The organism is Desulfamplus magnetovallimortis (assembly GCF_900170035.1).
Lineage (GTDB): Bacteria > Desulfobacterota > Desulfobacteria > Desulfobacterales > Desulfobacteraceae > Desulfamplus > Desulfamplus magnetovallimortis.
On the sequence record NZ_LT828554.1, the window covers coordinates 45,685 to 61,991 of the forward strand.

Consider the following 16,307-nt stretch of genomic DNA (forward strand, 5'->3'; position numbering starts at 1 on the left):
ATTACGTATCAATAACCCCAAATATAAAAATGATGACATAAATCAACTTTTGTCCTTATACTTAAAACGGGTGCAAAATTAAACTGACATGGCCATGATGGCACATACAAAACCTTTATCATCATGCCCCTTTAATATGCAGGGATTACGGTTATCCTTGATATGCACAACAACATCGTCACCCTTGACAGCATTTAACGCGTCAATGAAATATTTTGGATTAAAGGCGCTCTCAATATGATTTCCTGTATATCCCACGGCAATCTGTTCTTTTGATTCACCGATTTCAGGATTTGTTATGGTTACAACAAGTTCATTTTCCCTGAAATTAAAAATAACGCTCTTGTAATCATCAGATACAAGGATGGACATTCTCTTCATCATCATCATGAACATTATTCTGTTCATAATAATGGGTGTAAATCCTGTGGTACTCAATACACGCCTGTAATCAGGATACTCTCCCTCAAGAAGTTTAACCATCATTGTTTCGTTATCTATTTTCACTATAAAATGGTTATTTTTTACACCTATAAGAGCTTTTCCGCTTGTACTTAAAAATTTACCAAGTTCAGACAAGCCCTTCTTTGGAATAATAATTCCCTCTTCGGGAATCTCAAGATTTCCTGAAACAGGTATATCAAAGGCATATAATCTTTTTGAATCTGTTGATACCATCCTGAGTATAGCAGATTTAGTTTCCTTATCTTTGTTGTCTGCAGAAGCTAAAGAGTTTTCTGTATCGTGATCTTCTGAAGGGTTATCATCGGAAACTGTTGATGAACTCTTCTGTGACGATGAAGATTTACCGGAAGATGCCTTTTTTTCGGAAACATCAGATGATGAAGATGTTTGATAAGCCATCTCCAGGGCAACAGAATCAACCGAGGCGTCAGAGACATATTCGAGCAAAGCGCCAAGAACATAAGGGCGCTTCTCCTCCTTGCTGTAGGTAATGGATGCTGAAATTTCAACCATTTTTTTAAGAAGAGATGTATCTATTTCTATAAATGGAACATCTTCAATAACCGGATGTTCAGGAAAATTCTCATGGTCAGATGAGACAATATGATACTGAATATTTCCTTCACCAATTTCTATCCACCGGTTTTCGATCTCATTAACAGGGAAAATATTTTCCGGATATTCCCTGACAATTTCATAAAGTTTTCTGGCGTTAATTGAAATAATACCGTCAGATTCAACGTCTGCATCATATTGACCCTGAAATACGGTTTCAAGGTCATTTGCTGTCACAGTGATTTGAGAGTCTTCTGCTTTAATCAATACATCAGATGTAATTGCAAGAGTTGTTGTCCTGTTTGTCACTCCCTGGATCAGTGAAAGCACGTCAGAGATACTTTTTCTGTCAATTGAAAATTTCATTTCAATACCTTATAAATTGTTTTTAAAATAAAATATTTATCACTGTTGTGCCGAACTGTTATTTATATCATTTCAGTGAATTTTATCAATACAAATCTTAAATCTTTCAAATACTATGGTTGATGGGAAGCAAGAAAATTTATAATACAATTGTGTCTAACAAATCAACAACTATTTGATATCATGCTAAAAAATTGAAAATCCTATACTATGAACTTATGGATGATAAAATTAGATTATATAAATTTCCATTGTATATCCTGTAAAAGCAGATAGTGAAGGAAAAGCCTTCCAAAAATGTGATAAATTCTCTTGATGGATTAAATATTATTTTAAAAATTTATTTAAATAATAATAAAATTAAGGCCTGTTCATAAGTTAATAATAAGAATAACTAACTGAAATTTTAATATAAAATAGAATTTCAAAAGGGTTTGTAACTTTATCATAACTGTTTTATAACCATGATGTTATGCACATACTTTAAATTATGTGTTTATAACCTTAATTTTATAAACATTTTACTGACAATTGATTGTTCATTAAATTAGCCGTGGATTTAAAGGGATGCCCATGTCCTGATTGCAGGTAGATCAACGGTTTTCCACTCATCAGAAATTCTTTTTTTGATAAATGTTTTAAACAGGGTGTCAATAACTTCAAAAACTGTATTGATAAGGTATATCCTTTCAAGAACAGCGCCTTCTATCTCATCTTTCTCTTCAATTTTCTCTGTTGAAGGAACTTTAAGGGATGTTATATTCATGCTCTCTCCCTTTATGCTGAAACGCCATTCGTTTTCATCCATACGAAGAACAAGATTTATATCTGTTACCACTCCGCCTTTTTTCAATGCAGTTCGACCCTCTTCAAGGCCTGCATCATCACCTCTGATGGATATTTTTTCAACAGCATCATCACCAAGGGAGTTTTCAAGTCCGATGCAGTTACCTGTTTCCAATACAAGGGTATTGCACTCAATTTGTGTCATATCTTTTATATTGACATCTGTCTCAATGAGATACCATAGCCATGTGAGAAATTCATTTCCCAGGAATTTGTATTTGTCATAGGATACAGCGATATCAAGCATCTATTTTTCCTTTAAGATTAAGTGTTGTCAGGTTCATCACCTTGTCACGCTCTTCATCCTTCCACTCATCTGAATACTCAATCATGGTAAATGGGAAAAGTTTCACAAGTTTTAATTTAAATGATCTTGAAAAAAAAGTTTCAAACTCTTCATTTGCAGCTTTCTGTGTTGAGAAGAGCATGACGCTTGAATTCTCATTATCCCATAATACATTATATATATTAGGTGTGGAAGGTATCTGACGCATAAGTTTTTCGGTAACAGCATCCCTGATATCGGTTTTTTCATTTTTTGACAGAAATTCCCGACCATCTTCCTTTAGTTTTTTTGCAATTTCAATGGCAACATATTTTTTGATTATTTTTGATGGAACACTTTTTTTGTCTATTCTCATGGAAAATATAAAATAATGTCCATATGTAAAGGTAAACTTGTCAAAATCAGGTTCAAAGTCACTTTCAAAAGGTGTCCATCCAATTGTGATCTCTGCATATTCATCTTCTATGGTTGTGATGGCATTTTTTTTTAACCCTTCCGCCACTGTCTCCATAACCGGGTCTTCGATTTTTCCTGCCACTTTGTATCTTGCCACAGAGAGGCTTGATGATAATAAACTCATAGATTGCTCCGTTTTGGGTTTTGATTGAATTCATTTCTGCATTGTGCAAATATGCAGTGGAGTAAAATTATTTATTTATCAGGGAAAAGCAAGGAAAAATAATTTATGGAATTTATAGCTGATCTTCATCTTCATTCCAGATATTCAAGGGCAACTGCTAAAAATCTTGATCTTGAACATATTTACAAAGCAGCACAATTTAAAGGTATTCTTCTTGTGGGAACCGGTGATTTTACCCATCCTGAATGGTTTGAAGAGCTTGGTGCAAAACTTGAACCTGCTGAAGATGGTCTTTTCAGGCTTAAAAAATCAATAACTGACAATATAGATAATGATGTTCCTGTGACATGCCGAAAAGATGTGAGGTTTATCCTTCAATGCGAGATAAGTTCCATATATAAAAAAGACGGTAGGGTAAGAAAAAATCATAACCTTATCTATTTTCCTGATCTCAATACTGTTAGAAAATTCAATGAAACACTTGATAAGATAGGTAATATTACATCTGATGGTCGTCCTATTCTGGGGCTTTCTGCTGAAAATCTTCTTGAGATCATGCTTGAAACCTCTGAGGAAGGCTTTCTTGTGCCTGCTCATATCTGGACACCCTGGTTCTCAATGCTTGGCTCAAAGTCAGGATTTGATTCCATTGAAGAGTGTTTCGGAAAGTTGTCAGAGCATATTTTTGCCGTGGAGACAGGTCTTTCATCAGATCCACCCATGAACTGGCAGGTTGCTGATCTTGATAATATTACACTAATTTCCTGTTCAGATGCCCATTCCCCCATGTTTATGGGCAGGAATGCATCACTTTTTGATACTGAGTTGAGTTATTTCAGTGTACGGGATGCGTTAAAAAAAGGTAAAGCTTCTTACAGGCAGGATTTGCAGGATTCATCAGAATCAGAAAAATCCTATTCAAACAAATTTTCAGATATTTCAAAAAAAGGATATCTTGGAACCATTGATATGTATCCTGAAGAGGGAAAGTACCATTATGACGGCCATAGAAACTGTAATGTGGTTATGCATCCTTCAGAATCCAGAGCCTGCGGAGGAATATGCCCAAAATGTTCAAAACCATTGACAATCGGAGTTCTTTACAGGGTACAGGAGCTTGCATCAAGGCAGGAGGGATACATACCAGATAAATGTCATGGTTTTCAGCGAATTATTCCACTTGCTGAGATTCTTTCTGAAATATGTGGAGTTGGACCTAAATCAAAGAAAGTCATGTCGCTTTATAATAAAGCTCTTGAAAAACTTGGACCTGAACTGGACATTTTGTTGAAACAGACACCTGATGAAATTGAAAAAGCAGCCATTCCACTTTTTTCCATTGCAATGGAGAGGTTAAAGAGCGGTAAGATTCATCTCAATCCTGGATTTGATGGAGAGTTCGGCTCAGTTAAACTTTTTACGCCGGAAGAGATTGGTAAACTTAAAGGAGAAATGAGTATATTTCCTGTTTCCGGAAAGAACCATAAAAAAATTCCTTCAATTTCCTCTGAAAGTAAGAAAAACACTCCATCACCTTCCTCTGAAAGTAAGAAAAACACTCCATCACCTTCCTCTGAAAGCAAGAAAAGCACTCCATCATCTTCCTCTGCAAGTAAGAAAATCATTCCTTCATCTTCCTCTCAAAATAAGAAACAAAATGAAAAATTAAAAAATCAATATAAGTATGACAATATAAGAAAAATTTCTTTAAATCCTGAACAACAGCGGGCAATTGATATCCATGATCGTCCACTTTTGATGGAGGCAGGGCCAGGAACAGGAAAAACACGAACTCTTACCGAGAAAATAGCCTCTATTATAATGGATTCCAATGTCAAACCAGAGTCAGTTCTTGCCCTTACATTTACAAACAAGGCAGCAGAAGAGATGAGAACCAGGATAAAAGAGAGGCTCTCTGTCCGGCTCAATAAAAATTATTATGAAAAAGATGGTGTTGTGGCTACTACCTTTCATGGTTTCTGTCTGATGGTTTTAAAAGAATATTCAGGATTTAACTTTTCCATTGTTGACCCAACCATTAAAAAATCTGTCATGGAAGATGCTTTAGAAATAATATGTACAGGGTCTATATTTAACAAGGGTAACCATTCAATATATTCAGTCAAAAAATACTCTCATAAAATCGGGGATATTATTTCATTATTAAAACAGTCTGGTAAAGGGCCAGACACTTTTTTCCATGGAGACAATTGTGGTATTAATGAGATATTTAAAAACAGAATGATCAGCAGTATCATGGATGAGCTTCCAGGTATTGACCCCTTTACAATCTTTAGAGTATGGGAAACTTATCAGGCAATACTTGCACGTTACCGGCTTGCTGATTTCGAGGATCTGATGTTTATGGTACTGAAGCTGTTCAAGGAAGATAAAAAGGTTCTTGATTCTGTTAAAAGAGAGTTTCAATATGTTTTTGTTGATGAGTATCAGGATATCAACCAGGCACAGTATAAATTGATACGCTATCTTGCTGGTGATGGTCGAAGATTGTGTGTGATAGGAGATCCTGACCAATCCATTTATGGCTTCAGGGGCTCTGACAACAGATATTTTAAAAGTTTTCAGTCAGACTATCAGGATGTGGAAAAAATTGTATTCATTAGAAATTACAGATCCACAGAAATTATTCTCAAAGCATCATGCCAACTTATCGAACAACCCTCAATGGGCAAGGAAAAGCTTTTTTCCGCTATTGGTGGGGGACAGCAGATCAATATTTTAAAAGCAGCATCAGAAAAAGCCGAAGCTGTAATGATAGGTAAAACAATTGAGAGGCTTACAGGTGGATTTTCAATGTTTTCAATGGATGCAGAAAAAGCAGACCCAACCATTGAAGATGAGTACTCTTTTTCCGATATTGCAGTGCTTTACCGCACTGGAAAGCAGGGGGAAATTTTTGCCGAAGTTTTTGAAAAAGCGGGAATTCCCTTTCAGATGGCAGACAGGGAGAATCTGTATCTTAAACCAGGTATAAAAGAGCTGATATCATTTATCAGGATACTCATAAACAGGGCAACATTTTATGATCTGGAAATTCTGATGAAAAACAGGGCTACCTGTTTTGGTGGCAAGATTGATTCCGGAAAAACAAGGCAGCTTAAAAAGTGGTTTTACAGTAACAATTTTTCTTGCCTGGATGCAATATCTCTTCTTGCAGGAGAGATGCTTTCACAGCCTACTTTAGAAGAAAATCAAGGAAATAACATAATATCATTGTATGAAAGGGCCATCTCTGACATTCCACCGGCAATCAAAGATGATCTCAAAATAGCTGATTATGCTGCATCCATACTGAGTATTATATCCGATTGTGCAGATAATGAGTCATTGCACGTAAGAGATTTGTCAATAAACAGCTCTTTAAATGATGATGAAAATAAGTGCCGTTTATTATCTCAAGGTGTAAAAATCGGTGATATTATTCTCTATGCTGTTGAAAAACTTGGTGTGAAAGATATTATTGATGAAAATCAAACAAGTTGTGATCTTGTTAACAGTATGATTAAAGAGAGTGAAAAATTTGAAGACCTTGCAGGTTTTTACGAAATGACAGCTATGAAGAGTGATTCAGATGTTGTGGATAACAGAATTGAAAAGGTCTCTTTAATGACTCTTCATGCATCAAAGGGACTTGAATTTAAGGTTGTATTTGTTGCAGGTTGTGAGAATGGACTTATTCCATTTAATCGTCCAGGAAAGCCATGCATTGATATTGAAGAGGAGCGGCGTCTTTTTTATGTGGCAATGACAAGGGCAGAAAGAGTTCTTTATCTCAGTTTTTCAAAAAAACGAAAACAGTATGGTAAACTAATTGAAACAGAAAAATCACTATTTCTGGAGGATATTGAAGAGACATTGAAATTGTATTTACATAGTGATTATAAAAAAACTGTAAAAAACAGTAAGAATAAACAACTCTCTTTGTTCTCGTGAGCAGCAGCACATTGCCAGAACTTGATTTTTGTTTTTTCCGTGGGAATTAGGGCATCCTTCATATCAGCTTAAAAGTAGTTTACACTTTTCTTTAATTATCTGAATCACGGATTGCCACAGATTACGCTGATTACACAGATTTTTTCAATCAGTGTATTCTTTTACCGTGAAAATGACTATCATTTTTATATTTGGGGGTGATTGATACGTAATCAATCATGCCTGTTTAATCCGTTTAATCCGTGATTCAGACAAAAGAATAAGCCACAAAAAGTGTGAACCGATAAATGAAAGATGCCGGAATTAGATATAAATTTGAATTTTTTAGGGGACTTCATCTTACCCATTTCCGTTTATTTCGATCATTTTTGTTTATAAGACTTTTGTGAGGAGTATTTATGAAAATTAAAAAAGCAGTATTTCCAGTGGCGGGACTTGGAACCCGTTTTTTACCGGCAACAAAGGCAATGGCCAAGGAGATGCTGACAGTTGTTGATAAACCGATCATACAGTATGCTGTGGAAGAGGCTTTTGATGCAGGTATAGAGCAGATTATTTTTGTTACAGGCAGGGGAAAAAAGGCCCTTGAAGATCATTTTGACAGATCCTTTGAACTTGAACTCACTCTTGAAAAAAAGAAAAAGATGGACACCCTCAAAATGATACAGGAACTTGTACCAAGAACCGGTACAATTATATATACCCGTCAAAATGAACCAAGGGGGCTTGGCCATGCAATCTGGTGCGCAAGGGATATTGTGGGAGATGAGCCATTTGCAGTGCTTCTTGCTGATGATCTTATCAAGTCATCCACACCTGTACTTTCCCAGATGATCAGAAGGTTTGATCGTCTCAGATCAAGCATTGCCGCTGTAATGGAAGTTGACAGGGATCAGACTGATAAATACGGTATTCTTGATGCAGAAGAGATTGAAGACAATGTGGTAAGGGTCAAGGGAATGATTGAAAAACCATCCCCTGATAAAGCCCCTTCCAATCTTGCAATTATCGGAAGATATATTCTGACACCGCGGATTTTCGATTTTCTGGGACAGAAAAAAACAGGAGCCGGCGGTGAAATTCAGTTGACTGATGCCATGGAGCAGTTGCTGGAAATTCAACCTGTATTTGGCTACAAGTTCGAGGGCACAAGATTTGATTGTGGAGACAAGGCAGGATTTCAAATGGCAAACCTTGCATTTGCCATGGAGAGACCTGATTTGAAGGAGCGTCTTTCAAAATTTATCATGGATATGGGTAAAAGTGTTTGTGGGTGATTATTCATATAATCGCAGTTATATTTGGCATTTTTCATATCAACTCAAAAGTTAGTTTACACTTTTGGGGAAATATTGAATCCTGATTAAAGGATTTAAGGATTAACATGATTTAAAAATCAGGTTAATCCCTTAATCATGAAAATCATGGTTCAGAAAAAGTGTAAACAGATAAATGAAACATACCTTGTATTTAATGTTTTTTTAGTTCAATAAGCCATTTTCTTATGGTTTTTAAGTGTGAAAAAACTACAAATGCAATAATAGCCATAAAAATATATTGAATTGCATGGAGATGCTGCTCCAGGAAATCAAAAGCCAGCACCCATATTACAACAGCAGAGAGAGTACCCAGAAACACAGATGTAAAATTTCGCCATACTGGTATATTGAGAAGATATCCAAGTATGGAACCCATGACAGGCCCTGTTACAGGAAGCGGAATCATAACAAAAATAAAGAGACCAATGCATCCGTAAGTTCTTATTTTTTCTTTATGCCGTTCAGCTTTTTGCATCATTTTTTTTGCAAAACAGTCAATCCACTTAACGTTAAAAGAATTGTTTACAGAAAAAACAAAGAGAGAATATGCTATAAATACTATCTGCACCTCAAGAAAAAAATTGTATAATATGGTGTATAAAATTCCTAATTCCTCCATAATACACAACCCAATTCCGGCAGCTCTTCCTCCAAAACTGTGGGCAAAAAAAGCCAGACCCAACACTCTGGCTTTTTCCGGTTCGCTGATACTGTAATAAATAAGTATAACCAGAAGTACCAAAGTCATAATAATACCGATCTGGAAAACCTTTCCCTCGGTTGTATTAAACAATGCTTTGTATTTGTTTTCACTAAATTTCAGTATAGCCATCCATTGATAATCTAAGTTAATAATCCAGAAATTACAAAATTGGGTATCATTATCGGGAATTACATAAAGAAAGTTAAAAGTGTTATCGGGATTATGTGAAGGGTACCGAATAAGATTTATGAATATTCAAACTTCCTATAAATGTCAAGCTAAACACTTTTAGCCATCTCCATAAGTCATGACTGACATAAGGAAAGGGTTTCATACACCTTGTTTGATTTGACTTTTAAAAAAAACTATGGCAATTTTCTATAACATATAATCATGATAAAGGAATGAAGGAATAAAGTGAAAAATTCAATTGCCATGAAAGAAAAATTCATTAAAGAGATGGAACTTGATAATCGACAGAGTGTAAAGATTTTTGATATATCAAGAAAAATAAGTGTGGATGCATACCTTGTTGCAATGGTTGCTCGTATTAATATTGCAATTGATAATGAGCTGTTTACAGAAGAACAGTTACAAAATATTTCTTTTGATGATATTATAAATAAACTTGGCAGTCATGTTCAGTTTGAATATAAAAAAGAGCGTAATTTTATCATGGCAAAAGATAAGGACGCTGTTTTTCAGGATCTTGTGGACACATTTACCGATAATATGATCGAATATCTGTCCAAGGACTCTTTTCCTGTAAAATTCATTTTAAAAAAATATGCTGAATGAAAAAAAGATTTAAGCAAACATAATAAACGATCATGGCGGCATTCAGCCACCCCCGAATATGGAAATTTGTATCCATTTCCACGGTAAAAAGGTTGTCCCCCTGAACTTAGTGTCACTCGGGTGGACTTTTTTCATAATTACCTGCTTTTGCAGGATAAACATTGTAATTTATATACCATTAAATTAGAAAACTCAAACAGGTGAAGGTTGAAAAAATGTTAAATTTAATAAATGTCATTATTTTATTGATCTTTTTGACGCCATCATTTGCTCTGGCTGAAATTTACTCCTATACTGATAAAAATGGTGTTCGACATTTTACCAATGTTCCCACAAGCTCAAACTTCAAATTATATATGAAGGAGGGCAAAAGAAGAAGATCCGGCAGATCGTACAAGGCTGTTGATCACTCAACATATGATGCCATAATACACAGGGCATCCCGAAAATATGGTCTTGATACTGCTCTAATAAAGGCTATCATATACGCAGAGTCATCATTTAATGCAAGGGCGGTCTCCCCAAAGGGTGCCAAAGGTCTTATGCAGATAATGCCGCAGAACTACAGTAGCCTTAACATTTCAGACCCTTTTAATCCTTTCCAGAATATAATGGGAGGAAGCAAGTATTTAAGACAAATGTTGCAAAATTACAAAGGTCGTGTAAAACTTGCCCTTGCAGCCTATAATGCAGGTCCCTATGCAGTTGAAAAATACAGGGGAATCCCGCCCTATGAAGAGACCCAAAATTATGTAATAAAAGTAATGGATCTCTATCGCCAGTATAAAAATATGTAATTTTGGCATCCTTCATATCAGATTAAAGTACTTTACACTTCTCGTCTGGAGTAGAGACGCAATGCATTCCGTCTCTACCGTTGGGTTATTTTGCCATTGAAAAAGTGTAAACCGGCAAATTAAGGATGCCAAATAATGATTGATACTGCAAAAAAAATTAAAATAGCTCCCGAAGATTATCTTGAGTTTGAAAAAAACTCAGAATTTAAGCATGAGTATTTAGATGGAGAGCTGTTTGCCATGGTAAGGGCAAGTAAAAATCATAACTGGATTAATTCAAATATTGTCAGGGAATTGGGTAACCATCTTAAAGAAACCTCATGTATGGTCTTTGCAAGTGATATGAGGGTTAAGGCTGTTACGCAGAGTCGCTTCTCTTCTCCATATGACGATTTTCGCACTCCTTTATACATGCAAAACAGCCACTCCAATCCTTTTCCCCAGCGATACAGAAATTTTTGAAAGAGTCAATCCACTCCTTTCCTGTTCTGGGACATTTATCTATAAATTCAATAAATCGGGTCAGTTTTTCAAGAGAGTCCCGATCAACACTGTGTTCCATCTTACAGGCCATCACATCTGCCTTTTCAGAATCAATCTGAACCACCCTTGTAAAAAAATCCTTTAATAAAGCATGCCTTTTTGTGATCTCCCTTGCAATGTTTTTGCCCTCTGGTGTGAGGGTTATATAACCGTATGGCTCATAATTTATAAGCTCTTTTTCAGCAAGATTTTTCAGCATGCTTGTTACAGAACCTCTCTGAATACCCATGTTTGCGGCAATATCCCTGGATCTTGCAACATGGTTTGCCTCCTCAAGCATCAGGATTGTTTCAAGGTAATCTTCAAGGCTTTCCGTTAAATCAACTCTCTTATGCATCATTTCACCTTTTGTTTTTTTATTCATACTATACAACTACAGTATGCTGGTTTTTGAGTCAAGACAGCATTGTTTGGACTCCATTTCTCTTTTCAGCCATTATTGAAGGGTTTCTATGAAAAATAGTTGTTGACATGATATAAAGTTTGGTATATCAAACTTTATCTTTTCTGAATTAAAAAGTGACTGTGGAAAAATAAAAACTGGAGAGAGAAACATGAAATGTATGTCATTGCGTTGTATGAGGAAGAATCAGCGGGGCGTTATCAAGGCAATAAGAGCCAACGGTGAGATGGGCAGGCGTCTTCGGGACATGGGGCTTGTTCCTGGTGCACCACTTTCGATTAAGGGACGGGCACCTCTTTATGATCCTGTGGCCCTCCGAATCATGGGATTTACATTGACCTTAAGAAACAATGAAGCAGATCACATAGAGATGGAGGTGGAAGATTAGAATATGATATCTTCAACCATAGCTCTTGCCGGTAATCCCAATTCCGGAAAAACAACTCTTTTCAATGCCCTTACAGGTGCAAGGCAGCAAGTTGGAAATTATCCTGGCGTTACTGTTGAAAAAAAGCAGGGAACTTTCAGTTTAAATGGTCGGGAATTTAATGTAATTGATCTTCCCGGAACATATTCTCTTTCTGCATATTCCCTTGAAGAGATGGTGGCAAGGGACTACCTTGCCCTTGAAAAACCTGACATGGTTGTCAATATCGTGGATGCCTCAAATCTTGAAAGAAACCTATATCTCTCCCTGCAATTTATGGAGATGGGACTTCCTGTCTGCATAGCACTTAATATGATGGATGTGGCAGATAAACGGGGCATATCAATTGATATTGAAAAACTCTCATCACTTCTTGGTGTACCGGTTGTGCCCATAGTTGCCAGGAACGGTAAAAATGGAGTAAAGGCACTGCTTGAATCATTTTCTGGCGCTTCTCCACAATTGCCTCCGGTAAGTGACCGGAAACAGGGTGCAGATCTCCTGAATCCTCTTGTCTCAATTTCCTACGGCAATGATGTTGATGAAGCTCTAATGGAAATTGAAAAAATTGTTGTTGAAAACAGATTTTTAACAGACAGATATCCAGCCCGATGGATAGCATTGAAATTTCTTGAAAATGATGAACAGATCCTGAAACTTGCATTGGAATATGGTCATGGAACAGATAATGGATGTCCATGCAGGGATTGTGAACATCGCATGCTTCCATGCGGAGTTGAGCAGAGAGAATCAGATCTGTGCAGACATCCTTTCTTTCAGAAAATTGATCAAATTCTTTTCACTTTGACACAGCATCTTGAAGACACAATTGAAAGTGACCCTGAAGCTGTTATTGCAGATCACAGATATGGCTATATACGCTCCATTCTGAAACAGGGGGTAGTATCCCGTAATTACAATGAGGAGCGACTCCAGATATCTGACAGAATGGACATGATCCTGACTCACAGATTGATGGGACCTGTTATTATGGGGTTTATAATCTATGCCCTCTATTATTTTACATTTAACTACAGCGAAAGACCTGTTGCCTGGCTTGATTTTCTGTTTGGCTGGCTTGGTGGCACTGTTGACACTCTTTTGCCCGATGGACAATTGAAATCACTTGTTATATCAGGTGTAATTGATGGTGTGGGCGGGGTGCTCGGCTTTGTTCCTCTTATCATGTATATGTTTTTCTTTATCTCCATTCTTGAGGATTCAGGATATCTTGCAAGGGTAGCTTTTATGCTGGACAGGGTCTTCAGGGTTTTTGGCCTTCATGGCAGTTCTGTGATGCCTTTTATCCTGTCAGGCGGCATTGCCGGAGGGTGTGCAGTACCAGGTATCATGGCCACAAGAACCCTGAAATCGCCAAGGGAACGCATGGCAACCCTTCTTACTGTGCCTTTCATGAATTGTGGTGCAAAATTGCCGGTGTTCATGCTTTTGATTGCGGCATTTTTTGAAGCACACAGGGCTTTTTTTATGTTTATGGTAACTTTTATATCCTGGCTTGGTGCTCTTCTTGTGGCAAAGTTTTTTCGTGCAACAATTGTCCGTGGAGAATCAACTCCCTTTATCATGGAACTGCCTCCATACCGTCTTCCAACAGTCAGAGGTGTACTTATCCATACCTTTGAGAGAACATGGCAATATATAAAAAAGGCAGGTACTGTGATACTTGGAATATCAGTGCTTTTGTGGGCAATGATGACATTTCCCGGGCTTCCTGATGAGAAAGCTGACATGTTTGAAAATCAGAAAAGGGAAATTATTGAATCATCACCTGATGAAGATTCTCTATTTTTTGCCCTGGATACACTGGAGAAAAGTCGGGCACAGGCGATCTTACAACACTCATTTGCCGGCAGGGCAGGGAAGGCAATGGAGAGTGTATCAGAATATGCAGGATTTGACTGGCGCATAAACATTGCCCTTGTTGGCGGTTTTGCAGCAAAGGAGGTAATTGTATCTACCCTCGGAACAGCCTGTTCACTTGGTGAAACAGATGCTGAAGAACCGGAGTCACTTGCCAAGAAACTATCTGAAACTCCGGGTTGGCGACCATTAACGGCTATCTCCCTGATGATATTTACAATGTTTTATGCCCCGTGCTTTGTCTCTGTAGTTTGTCTTTCCAAGGAAGCTGGCTCCTGGAAATGGGGAGTTTTTACGGTTGTATTTAATACTCTTTTTGCTTTTATGCTTGCAGTGTTAATTTATCAGGCAGGGAGTATGATGGGGTTTTAGATTTTATGTAAACGGGCATGATTGATTACGTATCAATCACCCCCAAATATAAAAATGATAGTCATTTTCACGGTAAAATACTCATCAGTCATAAGTTCTTCCAATGATCACTAAATATAGTACTTTCAAGCAATTAAAAAACACAATATATGGTGACGGATTTGAGAATTTACGACTCTTGAGTAATATATTATGTGTGGTGTTAACTTAAGAAAACTTATGACTTACGAGCTAAGGAATTGATTTTGAATAACTTGCCCATTCACCTATCCCCCAGCCACATCCTACAGACTTGAGAGGGGGAGTTTTGGTAAGTTAAGTAAACAGAATTAATAAGTTACAGGAGTGAAAAAAATGTTTGACTCAATTTTTGTTGTTATAATTATTGGTGCAGCAGTTATCCACTGCACCATCTATCTTAAAAAGGTGTTTTCAGGTGAAAAGCAGTCCGGTTGTAATTCACTTGAGTGCCGAAATTGTAGTTGCAGCTCCGGCATTATTGATTCTGTTACCAATATCCAAAATCGGTGATGTTGAACAAAAAGGTCTCAAATCCTTGTATAAAGCTGAGTTTTGTCCATATATTGGTGCTTGCTGTTTTAAAAAAGCCTGCAAAATCAGAAGCGGCCATAAGCTCAAGTTCCCCAAGCCTGAACTGCTCATCCCCTCCGTGGTCAATCATGAAAACTACAAGGTTTTCAGCTCTTTTTGCCCATGATTCAAGAGCGTATTTGATGTTTATTACAGAAGGTTCTCCATCAACATCATCGGCAAGGGAGTTTCCGTCAAGATCAAGATCCATGTCCCAAGATAGAAAATAGATATTCTCCTTTGTAAATCCTCAAAATCGACACCTTATTGCTTTTTGAGCAGTTATTGAGTTTGTCTGAATCAGGATAACCAGGATGAAAAGGATGCTCAGGATAAATAATCCTGCCTTATCTTCTCAAAATCGACATCTTATTGCTTTTTCAGAAGTTATTGCAGTTGTCTGAACCAGGATAACCAGGATGGATAGGATGCTCAGGATAGATAATCCTGCCTTATCTTGTTAATCTTGGACATCCTGATTCAGACAATGTTGACAAGGCTCAAAAGATCATAGGTGTTGGCTTTGAGTAAATCCCTGATAGAGAAGATTCCTGTAAGCCATATTTGCACATATCTGTGTCGCATCCCACAGTGTAATCCTCATGGGCCACACCCGCTGGCGCACCCGGGGAAGTGAATCCAACAGCCGCAACAATCATCCGCTCCGGCATCATCATCGGCACCCATAACGGCACCATCTACAACGCGAACTATCTGTTCCGCAGGCTCGGTCTGCCGCGCTATGCCGAGGTGGACAGTGAGCTGCTTGTCCGGCTGGCCGACCGCTTCGCACCCGACGGAACCATCGACGGTCGTGGCTTCCGCAAGGCCCTGTGCCTGTGTCGCTGCCAAATGAACGCCGTGCTGCCCTCACGGCTCGATCCCGGGGCCATTACCGTCATCAAGGGGAACATTTATAAGCGAGTTCTGGTGGCGGTGGAGACCAACGACTTGATCCGGTCCGTTTGGTTGTACAATTACAATATCGGCCATAATACGGAGAGGATAGCCTCTGGACGCTGGTATCCATCAGAATAGAATTAAATCGGCTTAAATCGGCAAAGAACATTTGACTTCCGGCTTTCATCTCAGTATATTTGCAAGGTGAATTAAATTGGAAGTGTTGTCTTTACAACATTCCTTAACTGCCTCTGTTGAGGTCATGACAAAAAGCAATAGCCCCCAAGAGGAGTATGAGACATGGCAGAAATAGATGATCGCTGGTTGTCAGTGGAAGAAATATGCAAATACCTTGGAATCGGTAAGGATACCGTCTATAAGTGGATCGATAAGCACGGAATGCCCGCTCATCGAATGGGCCGCCTGTGGAAATTCAAAAAAGATCAGGTAGATGCATGGGTTGAGGCTGGCGGCGCGGCTACTCATACCACCGATGAGAAACCGGACAAATAATGATGGCC

Annotated in this window: 16 protein-coding genes; 10 read left to right on the forward strand and 6 right to left on the reverse strand. The window is 37.8% G+C overall.

Going from position 1 to position 16,307, the window contains the following annotated elements:
- Nucleotides 1-78: 78 nt before the first annotated feature.
- From dnaN to rdgC, 3 genes are all read right to left on the reverse strand, one after another.
- The gene (gene dnaN / locus MTBBW1_RS20240) at nt 79-1,386 is read right to left on the reverse strand and encodes a DNA polymerase III subunit beta (protein WP_245809488.1); all 1,308 of its coding nucleotides are present in this window, start codon (nt 1,384-1,386) and stop codon (nt 79-81) included.
- Between the two features lie 559 nt (nt 1,387-1,945).
- A complete protein-coding gene (locus MTBBW1_RS20245; RefSeq protein ID WP_080806543.1) occupies nt 1,946-2,479 on the reverse strand; it encodes a hypothetical protein in 534 nt (177 codons plus the stop codon).
- Nucleotides 2,472-3,098, reverse strand: coding sequence for a recombination-associated protein RdgC (gene rdgC, locus MTBBW1_RS20250; RefSeq protein ID WP_080806545.1), 627 nt, complete (start codon nt 3,096-3,098; stop codon nt 2,472-2,474). Before rdgC ends, MTBBW1_RS20245 begins: the two co-directional genes overlap by 8 nt.
- Nucleotides 3,099-3,203: 105 nt before the next feature.
- Between rdgC and MTBBW1_RS20255 the strand changes: the two genes are divergently transcribed.
- Nucleotides 3,204-7,052, forward strand: a complete 3,849-nt coding sequence (locus MTBBW1_RS20255) for a UvrD-helicase domain-containing protein (protein ID WP_080806547.1) — start codon at nt 3,204-3,206, stop codon at nt 7,050-7,052.
- Between the two features lie 398 nt (nt 7,053-7,450).
- Nucleotides 7,451-8,329, forward strand: a complete 879-nt coding sequence (gene galU, locus MTBBW1_RS20260) for a UTP--glucose-1-phosphate uridylyltransferase GalU (RefSeq protein WP_080806549.1) — start codon at nt 7,451-7,453, stop codon at nt 8,327-8,329.
- Nucleotides 8,330-8,522: 193 nt separating this feature from the next.
- Here galU and MTBBW1_RS20265 read toward each other — a convergent pair whose 3' ends face one another.
- Complete coding sequence (locus MTBBW1_RS20265) at nt 8,523-9,203, reverse strand: small multi-drug export protein (RefSeq protein ID WP_080806551.1); 681 nt, start codon at nt 9,201-9,203, stop codon at nt 8,523-8,525.
- Nucleotides 9,204-9,491: 288 nt separating this feature from the next.
- Here MTBBW1_RS20265 and MTBBW1_RS20270 point away from each other — a divergent pair, with 288 nt between their 5' ends.
- From MTBBW1_RS20270 to MTBBW1_RS30440, 3 genes are all read left to right on the forward strand, one after another.
- On the forward strand, nt 9,492-9,872 hold the full coding sequence (locus MTBBW1_RS20270; RefSeq protein ID WP_080806554.1) for a hypothetical protein: 381 nt from the start codon (nt 9,492-9,494) through the stop codon (nt 9,870-9,872).
- A gap of 215 nt (nt 9,873-10,087) precedes the next feature.
- Complete coding sequence (locus MTBBW1_RS20275; protein WP_080806556.1) at nt 10,088-10,669, forward strand: lytic transglycosylase domain-containing protein; 582 nt, start codon at nt 10,088-10,090, stop codon at nt 10,667-10,669.
- A gap of 135 nt (nt 10,670-10,804) precedes the next feature.
- Complete coding sequence (locus tag MTBBW1_RS30440; RefSeq protein ID WP_080806558.1) at nt 10,805-11,131, forward strand: Uma2 family endonuclease; 327 nt, start codon at nt 10,805-10,807, stop codon at nt 11,129-11,131.
- On the opposite strand, the gene MTBBW1_RS20285 is transcribed toward MTBBW1_RS30440, so the two are convergent.
- Entirely contained in the window at nt 11,028-11,576 is a 549-nt protein-coding gene (locus tag MTBBW1_RS20285) for a metal-dependent transcriptional regulator (protein ID WP_245809489.1), read from the reverse strand. The genes MTBBW1_RS30440 and MTBBW1_RS20285 overlap by 104 nt on opposite strands.
- A 190-nt stretch (nt 11,577-11,766) precedes the next feature.
- Between MTBBW1_RS20285 and MTBBW1_RS20290 the strand changes: the two genes are divergently transcribed.
- From MTBBW1_RS20290 to MTBBW1_RS28590, 3 genes are all read left to right on the forward strand, one after another.
- Entirely contained in the window at nt 11,767-12,003 is a 237-nt protein-coding gene (locus tag MTBBW1_RS20290) for a FeoA family protein (RefSeq protein ID WP_080806560.1), read from the forward strand.
- 3 nt (nt 12,004-12,006) lie between these two features.
- On the forward strand, nt 12,007-14,295 hold the full coding sequence (gene feoB, locus MTBBW1_RS20295; RefSeq protein ID WP_080806562.1) for a ferrous iron transport protein B: 2,289 nt from the start codon (nt 12,007-12,009) through the stop codon (nt 14,293-14,295).
- A gap of 354 nt (nt 14,296-14,649) precedes the next feature.
- Complete coding sequence (locus MTBBW1_RS28590) at nt 14,650-14,826, forward strand: hypothetical protein (RefSeq protein WP_186441560.1); 177 nt, start codon at nt 14,650-14,652, stop codon at nt 14,824-14,826.
- Here the strand turns inward: MTBBW1_RS28590 and MTBBW1_RS20300 are convergent.
- Nucleotides 14,804-15,097, reverse strand: a complete 294-nt coding sequence (locus MTBBW1_RS20300; RefSeq protein WP_080806564.1) for a hypothetical protein — start codon at nt 15,095-15,097, stop codon at nt 14,804-14,806. The two genes, MTBBW1_RS28590 and MTBBW1_RS20300, sit on opposite strands and share 23 nt — an antisense overlap.
- A gap of 422 nt (nt 15,098-15,519) precedes the next feature.
- Here MTBBW1_RS20300 and MTBBW1_RS20305 point away from each other — a divergent pair, with 422 nt between their 5' ends.
- Together MTBBW1_RS20305 and MTBBW1_RS20310 are read left to right on the forward strand one after the other, a co-directional pair.
- Nucleotides 15,520-15,924, forward strand: coding sequence for a class II glutamine amidotransferase domain-containing protein (locus tag MTBBW1_RS20305; RefSeq protein ID WP_245809490.1), 405 nt, complete (start codon nt 15,520-15,522; stop codon nt 15,922-15,924).
- A 162-nt stretch (nt 15,925-16,086) separates the two neighbouring features.
- Nucleotides 16,087-16,299 (forward strand): helix-turn-helix domain-containing protein, encoded by a 213-nt coding sequence (locus tag MTBBW1_RS20310; RefSeq protein WP_080806567.1) that lies wholly within the window; start codon nt 16,087-16,089, stop codon nt 16,297-16,299.
- Nucleotides 16,300-16,307: the final 8 nt, after the last annotated feature.